Genomic DNA, 10,233 nt, shown 5'->3' with positions numbered 1-10,233 from the left:
AGTCGCGGTGCGGCCGAATTTCCGGAATATGTCTCTCAACAAGTTTGACCGGTCCCGCAGCTTGGCCGCAAGTGCCACCACCGGCGCAAAGCGGGACGGACGGAAGAATTTACCCGCCTTGCGCGGGCGGCGTTTTGCGGTTGACCGAGCTTAGAGATGCCGGTGTGCCTTGACCTTCAGTAGCTGCACGAGCGCAGGGTCCATGAAATAGTAATCGTCAGGAATATCAAGGTATATCAGCCGTTTGCGCTTGAGAGCTGAGCGATGCCGGCTTTGGACTTTGGAGTGAGCGACGTCCGCGATAGCACAATTCCAGGCACGAGCGAACCTAAGGGGTGATGCGTCACCCTCGGCTGACACTCTTGAACGCAGCGATGATGCTTTGTGCGGCGAGTTGGGCCTCATCTGACGTCGTTTGGAAATTGGTGACAGAGAGACGCAGGATATCACGGCCGCGCCATTTGGCGCCGCCGGCGAAGATCATGCCGTCAGCTTGGATCTTTCCGATCGTCTTTCGCGTCAGCGCGTCGCCTTCTTCGGAGGGCAGGTCGGCTCCGAAGCGGATGACGAGCTGATTCAGCGTCACCTCGTTCAGGATGGCGATGCCCGGTTGTTGCGACAGGAGATCGGCCACCAGCCGCGCTGAGGCGCAGCACTGGTCGATCAAGGCGGCGATGCCGTCGCGGCCGAGATGTTTCAGCATCGCCCAGGTCGCAAAGCCGCGCGCCCGTCTCGAAAGCTCGGGCACGTAGTGTGAGGGATCGCGTTCCCCTTCGCCGGCGAGCGGCAGATAGCTCGCGGCGATCGTCATGGCGCGGCGATGGGCGAGCTCGTTGCGGACGATGGCATAGCCGCAATCATAGGGCGTCTGCAGCCACTTGTGGCCGTCGGTCGCCCAGCTGTCGGCCACTTCGATGCCGCGGCTGAGGTGGCTGGTCTTCGCTGATGCCTGCGCCCAGAGGCCAAAGGCGCCATCGATATGCACCCAGGCGCCTTTCGCCTTCAACAGCGGGATGATGGCGGCGAAATCGTCGAAGGCGCCAGTATTGATCTGCCCGCCTGGAGAACGGCGATGACGGGTCCAGAGACAGTATCGAGCGTGCCCACCAGCGCGGCCGGGTCTATCCGTCCCATCGCGTCGGTGGGCAGGCGCAGCACGCGATCATGCCCGAGGCCGAGGAACTGAAGCGCGGAGAAGACGGTCGTGTGGGCGTCGTCGCCGATCAGCACGGCAATCTCAGGCGCTCCGAACAGGCCCTTTGCATCGGCATCCCAGCCCACCTGGCGCAGCACCTCGCCGCGGGCGGCGGCAAGGCAGGTGAAGTTCGCCACCGTCGCGCCCGTGACGAAGCCGACTGAGCTTTCGGCCGGCAGCTTCAGGAGATCGAGAAGCCATCTCGCCGCGACGGTCTCGACGGCGGCTGCGGCCGGGGCGGCGGCATGGTTTCCGGCATTCTGGCCCCAGGCGCTGGTGAGGAAATCGGCCGCGACGCCGACTGGATGGGAGCCGCCGATGACCCAGCCGAAAAAGCGCGGCCCAGTGGTCGCATGCAGCCCGGGTTCGGCGCCGTCCGAGAGACGCCTGATGACATCAAGCATATCGGAACCGGCCGCCGGCAGCGGCTCTTCGAAACAGGCAAGCGAGGCTGCGTAGTCGTGGGTGGGCATATGGCGGGCGGGCGCTGCCTGCCGGAATCCTGCCGCAAGGCGGGCGGCTTCCTGAAACAGAGATGCAATTGCCGTCATGCGGATCCCCCTGCCGCCACCGACCCGGAAGGCACCCCCTCGAAGCAAGCTGTCGGCGCAGGCAGTCTAGCCGATATCGCCGGTGCTGTCTTGGCCGACCTCTCGTCAATGGCGTTAGCCTGGAACACGCAGCCGCGCTGGCACGGCGCGGCATCGTGAAGCTTGCGGACTCATCCGTCTTCGCGCCTAATATCCTGGCCGGCGAGCAGGCGACCGATGGCCGCCTTGACGTCCGGGTGGGGCTCGATTTCGCATGCCGCGGAGAGGCGAGCTTCGGCATCGACGGGCCAGTTTTGCCGGCCCCAGGCCTCCAGCGCCTTTAGCGCCATGTTGCGGTTGCGGATAAGGGGGCTTTGGAGGCTGGCCTCGACGAAGTCCCAGCCCTTGCCAGGGAATCTGCGCAAATCTTGCACGATGTAATCGAAGGCGGCATGGGTTTCGTATTTCTTGCCATGGCCGATGATTTCCAGCTGCGGCCCTGTCGCCACGTCGTCAAAGGCGAGTTGCGAGCGGGCGAGATCCAGCACCCGATCGATCCGTTCCGGATCGTCCGTGCGCATGAGGAAGTACCAGGAATTGTGGCCGGCCAGCTGCCGGTTTAGGTAGATCTGCCAGATATCCATATCGAGATGCCTGGCGAGCGTTATGGCGTGATAGAAGCGAAAATGGTCATCCGTTAGTAGCCAGGGATCGGCCAGCGCCGCCAGTGGTTGCCGTTGCAGGATGGCCGACACATGATGCAGGATCGCCTGGCGCGCCTGCGGCGACCAGCCCGGCTGCCGATCCCAGTCGCTTTCCTCGACGGCGAGAAACTCGGCAATCCGCACAAGTGCGGCGCATTGCGCGAGGCTCAGTCCGTCGCGGCCCATGTGGCTGACAAACAGACGAACGGCCTCGGCACCATCGGGGTAGTCGAACATATCCTCGGCCGGACCACCGGCAAAAAGCGCATCGATGATATCGGAGGCTCCTGATAACAGCTCCTCGTCGATGGTTTCTGCGCTCAAGGCTTCGATGAGATTGCCCGCAGTGGCGCAGGTATAGGCGAGATATTCATGCATGATCGAATTGGCGCAGCCGTGTCGCAGCAGCCATGATTTGATATCGGGATTTTTCGTATTCGAGAGCCGGCTGACGGCATCGATCTTGCCCCAGCCGTTGAGGTGTTTGGCAACCTCCCAGATTTCCATCTCCGGATCATCGAGCGTATTGGTCAGCGCGACATTGGCAAATAACGCGAACTCATCGTGCCGGCTGAACGACCTGAACAGGCCGATATTCTCGGGATTGCGCTTGCTGCCGAGCAGCGCGATCGCTGCCTTCACCACTTCGCGGTCCGGAGCGTTCGACGCCAGCCAGCGCATGAGGTCCTGAAGCTTGCCGCTGTCGAGTTCCCATGCCGAAAAGCCGGCCAGGCTGTCGATATATTCGATTGCCGCATGCTGGGTCATGGTGTCGTAGAGCAGTTTCAGGCTATCGGCCGACGGTCTGGCAAGTGCAGCCTTGAGGGCGGAATAGATGCCCCAGGCTTTCGCCCGTGCCGGCCCGCTGTCGGGCTGCACCACGTGGTCCACGGCGCCGCCGACCCATGAAATTTCAGTTTTGGAAAAATAGATCGCTTTGTCAGGCAACTCGGCATCGTCACCGTTGTCCTTGATGAAGCGGTAGATGGAGGGGCGGCCGGTATCCCAGGGCAGTGGAAATGTGTCGGGATCCCAGGCGAGCCTCTTGTTTCGAAATAGCGAGAGAATTTTCATGGTGAGCGGTTGCAGCCTTGGCCCGTGGCAAATGACGAGGCTATTGGAATAGGACGGTTGCTCGACCCTAACAAGCCCGCACAAAGATGAAACTGCGCCCGCGCTTTCAGCAGCGCCGGCGCCGCAGCCGCAGCATATCCCCAGGGCTCCAGTGGTTGTTCCAGCGGGTGTCGATTTCGTCGTCACTACCGACGGTCGAACCTTTTTCACGACCACGAGGCTGCAGCCATCGCGAATTCCAGGCGCGATACACGAGTATCCGAGCGGCTGCGGCGGCGACAGTTGCCCTTGGCGTGTTTCTCGCCTTTACCGCGATGCTCAAAGATAAATCGAGCATCGCGGGAGATGCTTGCTCACTCTCCAACAATTACCTGTCGTCTGCTGTCCATTTTCTGAAATTATTCACATCAACTTAAAATCTATTGCCTTCGTCGCAAGTATCGTTCAATGATGCTCAAAATATCATTTGCACCATTGTCAAGCTGGTGCCGCCAATCAGCGAGGGATATGCACTGAAATATTTCCTTCTCTACGCGCTGACATGCACGTTGGTCGGGATAGTTCTTCTCTTCATCGTCCTTGAAGTTGTACCGTTCGCGATCGACAATCCAGCCGATCAATCGGTGGCCGACTCAACTGATGAGCCAGTTGCCGGGCCAACCGATCAATCCGCCGTCCAGCCAGCCGATCCCTTGGTCGTCCGATCCACCGGCCAGCCGGTCGACGGGCCAGCCCGTGAACCGGTGGTCGGGCCAACCGGCGAACCGGCAGCGAGGCCGACCGATCAATCGGTGGTTGGTCGGCCCGGCGAACCGGTCGTCCGGAAGGGTGGCCGGCTGGGGAGCCCGGCGCAGTGATGACCGGCGCCTGAGATGACGGATTTCCGTTCGATTTCGTAACTTCGAAGCTATGCTGAACTACGAAGCTTCCTGACACCGGTTGCATCGGCTGAGGCCATCTGTATTGACAGTACCTCTCATCTCGCAGGAGGTCCCGATGGATGGAAGTGGCACGACGATCAGGCATGTCAGGGCAGACGAAGTGGAGGCTTTCCGGCGCATCCGTCTGGAAGCGCTTCGCACCGAACCGTCCCTCTTTGCAAGCCGCTACGAGGACTGGGAGGCTCTTTCTCTCGAGGAGTGGCGCAATCGCCTGAATGAGCCGGTTTTCATCGCCTTTCAGGATGGCGAACCCGTCGGCATAACCGGCCTAGTTCGGCAGCGGTCGAGCAAGATGGCCCATCGCGCGACGATCATCATGGTTTACGTCAGAAGGAGCCTGCGCGGAACGGGCCTTGCCGGCAAGCTGCTCGGCGCGGTAGCCGATCACGCGCGCGATATCGGCATCCTGCAGCTGGAACTCTTCGTCAGCGCGGAGAACCCGGCGGCAATACGCTTCTATCAGCGGCAAGGCTTTTCCGAGATCGGCAGGATTCCAGGCGGGGTTCTGGAGGAGGGCAGGGAGATCGACGACGTTATGATGGCTCGCCGTCTGGTCGGTTAGGTCTCACGCGGATGTTTCAGCGCATATTGGCTTGCCTGACCTATTGACCTCAAGTGGGGTTGGGGTTGCAGCATGCCGGCATGGGCTGGAGGTTTGGCCGTGACGAAAATTCTGAAAGATGAGGATCTGGCCGGCAGCGCGCTGATGATGATCGCGATCGATGCTCTCGAGACCGCTTTTCTCGCGAGAGCCGACAATCGGTTGATCTCTCCGCCCCGGCACCATGTCTCTTTTCCCGATCGCGGCGATCTCGTCTTCACCGTCGGCGGCATTCTCGGCGAAAAACCGCTTGCGGGCTTCCGGGTCTATGAAACATTCGAGGGGGTGGAGCATTCGCAGATCGTCGCGGTGTGGTCGGCCGACGACGCCAGGCTCAGGGGCATTATTCTCGGAGAGCGTCTCGGCAACCTCAGAACTGGTGCGATCGGCGGTCTCGCCATCCGCCATCTCAGCGCGCCTGATGCCAGGACCGTCGGGATCCTCGGCAGCGGAGCGCAAGCGCGAACCCAGCTTGCCGCAGCGGCCGCCGTCCGAAAACTGGACCGCGCCCGCGTCTATAGCCGCGACGAGAAGAATCGCGCCGCCTTTGCAGCCGAGATGCAGCACGCCTTGGGTATAGAAGTGGAGCCTGCCGGCAGCGCTTCTGAAGCCGTCGATGATGCCGACATCGTCATCTGTGCGACGACGAGCCGGACGCCCGTCATTCATGCCAGGGATTTGAAGCCCGGCGTGCACGTCAACACCGTCGGCCCGAAAACGCGCGGGGGATACGAACTCGGCCTGGATATCGCCGATGTCGCCGCCGTGATCGCGACGGACTCTCCCGAACAGACGCGCGCCTATGCTTCGCCCTTTTTCCTGGCCGGCTCCGGCAATGAGCACCGCATGACCGACCTTGCCGATATCATGGCCGGGAAAGCAGCCGGGCGAGGATCACCTGGCGATACGACGCTGTTTTGCTCCGTCGGGTTGGCTGGAACCGAAGTCGTCGTCGCCTCGGCAATCCTCGATATGCTGTGAGCCTGTTTCCCTTATTCACGCAGGCCCAGCACATCCCTCATGGCGTATTCGCCGGGTGCGCGCCCTGCGATCCAGCGGGCGGCGGCAAGCGCGCCGCGGGCGAACATGCCGCGGTCGAGAGCCGAATGCGAGAGCGTCACGACTTCTTCTGCGGCGGCAAACAGGACGCTGTGTTCTCCGACGAGCCCGCCGGCCCGCAACACGGCGAAGCCGATTTCGCCGGGCGGGCGCTCGCCGGTGATGCCGTCACGCCCGCGCCGCTCGACGGATGCGAGGGAAACGCCGCGGCCCTCGGCGGCGGCTTCGCCGAGCATCAGCGCCGTACCGGACGGCGCGTCGATCTTCCTGTTGTGATGAGCTTCGAGGATTTCGATATCCCAGCCATGCGCGGGAAGGGCGCGCGCGGCCTGGGCGACCAGGCCGACCAGCATGTTGACGCCGATGGAGAAATTGCCGGAGCGCAGGATCGGAATCGCGCGGGCGGCCTTTGCGATCCGTTCGAGTTCATCCGGCTCGAAACCCGTCGCGCCGATCACCAGGGCCGGTCCGCGGGCCGACGCGCACAGGCCGGCAAGTTCGGTGGCAGCAGGTCCCGTCGTGAAATCCAGGATCACGTCGGCCGCCTTAATCGCGGCCGAACGGTCAATCAGCCCGGCGGCTGCGGAGCCCTCGCGGCCGATGCCGCCGACGAGCGCAAAATCCGGATCGGCCGCCAGCAGCGGCAGGATGGCGCGCCCCATGCGGCCGTTCGCGCCGGCGACGGCTATTTTGATTGGTGAGGTCACGGACTTTCCTTGGCTTGCGATATTTTCGACGGAGCGGCTGTTTGCATCCGGCATCTGCGCCGGCGAACGGGATCTGCCACTACCGCACATGCGCTCGCGGCGCAAAGCAGGGGTCTCCTGTGGCCGCCCGGCGCTCACCAGTTGCCGGGGTCAGCGGTATGGTCGATGCTGGCGAATTCGTCGGCCTTTTGCCGATCCAGCTTTACCTCCGTAGTTGCCTTCGTCTCGTCGACGACCGAGTAGCGGTCGGGGATCGGTCCCCTTGATAGTTCCTGATACAGGAGCAAGGCGGCCTCGTCGGCGGTGTCGGCCTCGATCTCCCGAGTGATTGATACGGTGAACTTGTGCATGGCTTCGGCCCTCTCGATCGGTGCGCCGGCGTGCGCGTAGTTTGCGCAGTCTGACACGAGTTTTGTGTCGATGACACTAAAACTGCTCGATTAGAATTTGATTCATGCGACGGCTTCAGGTCTTTGTTTTTATGAATGTCGTGGTGCCAAGCCGCCGCACCGTTTTGGGCGAACTCAGCCGAGGAGATAGATCGTGCGCCTGAATCAAGTAACCGTTACGATGCCTGACCTCGATGCGGGCTGGAACTTCTACTGCGCTCTCGGTCTCAGGCCGGTCGTCGACGCTCGTCCTCGCTATGCTCGCTTCGTCTGCCCGGACGGAGACAGCACCTTCTCCCTGCATCAAGGCGAAGGCGGCGGTGGCGGCACCACGGTGTATTTCGAGTGCGAGAAGCTGGACGAGACGGTCGGCAGTCTCAGCGAGGCCGGTCTTCGTTTCGTCACCGGACCGGAGGACAAGAGCTGGCTCTGGCGCGAGGCCGAGCTGTTTGACCCCGGCGGCAATCGCATCATCCTTTATTTCGCCGGATCGAACCGCACCGATCCGCCGTGGCGAGTGGATAAGGCGGAACGCCCGAAATAAGGCGCCTCGGCGCCTGCCGATTCCGGCCATTCCCCGAATTGACGAATCGCGGCCGCCTCGGCATCTTTGCTTCGGCGTGGCCTACCGCCGAACCTCCCAGGACCTTCCCCAGCAGGGTCTTCAACCGGAGGCAAAGGGACTTTCGTCTCGGGTCGTGATCCTTGGTCCTGATGTTTCGGGCCTGTTGCTGGGGAACGATGTCCGGAACGTGAGAGGCCCTGATATGACTGAGAACGGAAATTTCAAACGGCGGGTGCGTGCGCGCGCCGCCAAGACGGGTGAATCCTACACCGCCGCCCGCATGCATGTTCTTCCCAGGTCGGCGAACGATGCACTGCCTGAGGCAAGACGCTTGCGTCTGGCCGTGGCCCAGACCACCCATGCAGACGATCCCCGCGATGCCGACAAGCTTCGCCAGAGCGGACAGGAGATGCGCCTGCTGATGCGGCAGGCGCGAGAGGCAGGGGCGCGGCTCATCCACTTTCCCGAAGGAACGACATCATCGCCGAACAAGCGCATCATGTCGGAAATCGGGCCGAGAGAGATCGGGCCGTCCGATTGGCGGCGGTTCGAATGGGCCGTGTTGCGTGAGGAGCTGGATATAACGCGCAAGCTGGCGCGCGAACTCGGCCTCTGGACGATCATCGGCTCGGTGCATCCGCTGACGCCGCCGCACCGGCCGCACAACAGCCTTTATGTCGTCTCCGATCGCGGCGAACTGGTGACGCGCTACGACGAGCGGCTGCTGTCCAACACCAAGATCTCCTTCATGTACACGCCGGGTTCGATCCCCGTGACCTTCGAGGTCGACGGCATCCGTTTCGGCTGTGCGCTCGGCATGGAGTGCAACTTTCCTCAAATTTTCACCGAATACGAGCGGCTCGATGTCCACTGCGTGTTGTTTTCGTCCACTGGGGGGACGTCGGCCAATGATACCTCCTTCGCCGCAGAAGTGCAGGGGTATGCGGCGAGCAACAGGTACTGGGTGAGTTTCTCCATACTTGCACATCCCGGTTTAGCTGATCCAGTGTCTTCCGGGATCGTCGCTCCCGGTGGCCGGTGGGCAGCGCAATGCCCTGCGGATGGAACGGCCGCGATATCGCTCGCCGATATCGACGACAATCACGGCGATATTGCCCGGCCGTGGCGGCGCAAAGCGCTGAGCGGCCTCTACGAGCCGCACCGCGTGGCCGGCGATCCGCGCAGCGACGGGCGGGATATGTTTTAGAGCCGCGTCGCGTCGGCGGCATTCCGGCAAAAGTGAATGCAAGCGATGCTGAACGCACTTGCGGAACCCTATCCACGGTTCCGCAATTTCTTCATACCCGCTTGTCCCGAAGTACCATTTAGCAGCGCCGCGCAATCGTCCCGTGTGAAATCGCTCGGACTGGGCTGGAGAAAGACGGTTTGCCTCTTATTTCAGTGGGCAATGCGAACGAAGAGCGAGAGGATCACGCAATGGCAAAGAACACGATCTGCGTATGGTACGACAAAGACGCTGAGGCGGCTGCCCGCTTCTATGCCGCGACTTTTCCCGACAGCGCCGTGGGGGCCGTCATTCGGGCACCGGGAGATTATCCTGACGGCAAGCAGGGGGACGTTCTGGTTGTTGAATTCACCGTTGCGGGTATTCCTTGCATCGGCCTGAACGGCGGTCCTGCCTTCAAACACAACGAGGCCTTCTCCTTTCAGATTGCAACTGATGATCAGGAAGAAACCGATCGCTATTGGAACGCCATCGTCGGCAATGGCGGCCAGGAAAGCGAGTGCGGCTGGTGCAAGGACAAGTGGGGTGTGTCCTGGCAGATTACGCCGCGCGTCCTTTCCGAAGCGCTCTCGGCAGGCGGTGGCGAGGCAAAGCGTGCTTTTGACGCGATGATGACCATGAGGAAGATCGACATTGCGACGATCGAGGCGGCGCGGCGCGGCTGAGGCAGCTTCGCGCAGAACGACCTTTTACCAGGGGCTCGCATCTGGCCCGATCCGGTCCGTGTCGCTCCTCGCAGTCGGCTCAGAACCAGAGATCGCGCACGCAGCGCCCCTTGGATGGAAGGTCTTCAAACGTGTCCAGGCCGTCGAAATGATCGATAGGCAGATCCTGAACGGGATCCGGCGGCGCAAGCCGCATGTTGACGGCTATGCGCCGACGGCCATCCTTTCGAAGCCGAAGGCTGCGCCAGCTCAAGACACAGGCGCAGGATGGGCAAAATAAGATTTCGAGGGACGGCTCGTCCCTGTCGGCGCGGGTGTAGGAGGCGGTCTCACCGGTGAGAGCGATGCGCTCTCCTTCGTAGTCATAGGCCCATAGCGTGCCGTAGCGTCGGCAGAGCGTGCAGTTGCAGGCGGTGATCGAGCCGGGATCACCTTGGAGTGTCCAGCTTGCCTTGCCGCAATGACATGAGCCCGTCAGCATGAGCGTCGGTTCGATCCTGTTCCCCGTTCAAATCCGGCATCCTGCCTCAATCGCGCGATGACCGCAATTGGGCGAT

Annotated in this window: 10 protein-coding genes and 1 pseudogene; 6 read left to right on the top strand and 5 right to left on the bottom strand. The window is 62.1% G+C overall.

From position 1 onward, the window contains the following. Window positions 1–343 precede the first annotated feature (343 nt). Together V8P77_RS16735 and V8P77_RS16730 are read right to left on the bottom strand one after the other, a co-directional pair. A pseudogene (locus tag V8P77_RS16735) lies at window positions 344–1,746 on the bottom strand (pyridoxal phosphate-dependent decarboxylase family protein). Between the two features lie 170 nt (window positions 1,747–1,916). Next, window positions 1,917–3,503: a hypothetical protein gene (locus V8P77_RS16730; protein WP_335913433.1), complete on the bottom strand. Its 1,587-nt coding sequence runs from the start codon at window positions 3,501–3,503 to the stop codon at window positions 1,917–1,919. A 482-nt stretch (window positions 3,504–3,985) separates the two neighbouring features. Between V8P77_RS16730 and V8P77_RS16725 the strand changes: the two genes are divergently transcribed. From V8P77_RS16725 to V8P77_RS16715, 3 genes are all read left to right on the top strand, one after another. Beyond that, a complete protein-coding gene (locus tag V8P77_RS16725; protein ID WP_335913443.1) occupies window positions 3,986–4,360 on the top strand; it encodes a PT domain-containing protein in 375 nt (124 codons plus the stop codon). Window positions 4,361–4,499: 139 nt separating this feature from the next. Then, the gene (locus V8P77_RS16720; protein WP_335913432.1) at window positions 4,500–5,006 is read left to right on the top strand and encodes a GNAT family N-acetyltransferase; all 507 of its coding nucleotides are present in this window, start codon (window positions 4,500–4,502) and stop codon (window positions 5,004–5,006) included. A gap of 99 nt (window positions 5,007–5,105) precedes the next feature. Further along, window positions 5,106–6,026: an ornithine cyclodeaminase family protein gene (locus V8P77_RS16715; RefSeq protein WP_335913431.1), complete on the top strand. Its 921-nt coding sequence runs from the start codon at window positions 5,106–5,108 to the stop codon at window positions 6,024–6,026. An 11-nt stretch (window positions 6,027–6,037) separates the two neighbouring features. On the opposite strand, the gene dapB is transcribed toward V8P77_RS16715, so the two are convergent. Both dapB and V8P77_RS16705 read right to left on the bottom strand, forming a co-directional pair. After that, the gene (dapB, locus tag V8P77_RS16710; protein ID WP_335913442.1) at window positions 6,038–6,865 is read right to left on the bottom strand and encodes a 4-hydroxy-tetrahydrodipicolinate reductase; all 828 of its coding nucleotides are present in this window, start codon (window positions 6,863–6,865) and stop codon (window positions 6,038–6,040) included. 80 nt (window positions 6,866–6,945) lie between these two features. Beyond that, window positions 6,946–7,161 (bottom strand): hypothetical protein, encoded by a 216-nt coding sequence (locus V8P77_RS16705; protein WP_335913430.1) that lies wholly within the window; start codon window positions 7,159–7,161, stop codon window positions 6,946–6,948. Window positions 7,162–7,354: 193 nt separating this feature from the next. Here V8P77_RS16705 and V8P77_RS16700 point away from each other — a divergent pair, with 193 nt between their 5' ends. The 3 genes from V8P77_RS16700 (at window position 7,355) to V8P77_RS16690 (ending at window position 9,676) form a co-directional block, all read left to right on the top strand. Further along, on the top strand, window positions 7,355–7,744 hold the full coding sequence (locus V8P77_RS16700) for a VOC family protein (protein ID WP_335913429.1): 390 nt from the start codon (window positions 7,355–7,357) through the stop codon (window positions 7,742–7,744). Between the two features lie 223 nt (window positions 7,745–7,967). Continuing rightward, the gene (locus V8P77_RS16695; protein ID WP_335913428.1) at window positions 7,968–8,972 is read left to right on the top strand and encodes a carbon-nitrogen hydrolase family protein; all 1,005 of its coding nucleotides are present in this window, start codon (window positions 7,968–7,970) and stop codon (window positions 8,970–8,972) included. Between the two features lie 230 nt (window positions 8,973–9,202). Next, window positions 9,203–9,676: a VOC family protein gene (locus tag V8P77_RS16690; RefSeq protein WP_335913427.1), complete on the top strand. Its 474-nt coding sequence runs from the start codon at window positions 9,203–9,205 to the stop codon at window positions 9,674–9,676. Window positions 9,677–9,755: 79 nt separating this feature from the next. Here the strand turns inward: V8P77_RS16690 and V8P77_RS16685 are convergent, their stop codons facing one another. After that, window positions 9,756–10,157, bottom strand: a complete 402-nt coding sequence (locus V8P77_RS16685; protein ID WP_335913426.1) for a GFA family protein — start codon at window positions 10,155–10,157, stop codon at window positions 9,756–9,758. Between the last annotated feature and the right edge of the window lie 76 nt (window positions 10,158–10,233).

It is taken from the genome of Rhizobium aouanii, assembly GCF_037002925.1.
Taxonomy (GTDB): Bacteria; Pseudomonadota; Alphaproteobacteria; order Rhizobiales; family Rhizobiaceae; genus Rhizobium; species Rhizobium aouanii.
The sequence above is the reverse complement of the archived record's forward strand: the minus strand, read 5'-3'. Positions and strand labels throughout refer to the sequence as shown.

Bases quoted from the DNA above. Each gene is read 5' to 3' on its own strand.
- V8P77_RS16730 (WP_335913433.1), bottom strand. From the start codon at position 3,503: ATGAAAATTCTCTCGCTATTTCGAAACAAGAGGCTCGCCTGGGATCCC.
- V8P77_RS16720 (WP_335913432.1), top strand. From the start codon at position 4,500: ATGGATGGAAGTGGCACGACGATCAGGCATGTCAGGGCAGACGAAGTG.
- dapB (WP_335913442.1), bottom strand. From the start codon at position 6,865: ATGCCGGATGCAAACAGCCGCTCCGTCGAAAATATCGCAAGCCAAGGA.
- V8P77_RS16705 (WP_335913430.1), bottom strand. From the start codon at position 7,161: ATGCACAAGTTCACCGTATCAATCACTCGGGAGATCGAGGCCGACACC.
- V8P77_RS16695 (WP_335913428.1), top strand. From the start codon at position 7,968: ATGACTGAGAACGGAAATTTCAAACGGCGGGTGCGTGCGCGCGCCGCC.
- V8P77_RS16690 (WP_335913427.1), top strand. From the start codon at position 9,203: ATGGCAAAGAACACGATCTGCGTATGGTACGACAAAGACGCTGAGGCG.
- V8P77_RS16685 (WP_335913426.1), bottom strand. From the start codon at position 10,157: ATGCTGACGGGCTCATGTCATTGCGGCAAGGCAAGCTGGACACTCCAA.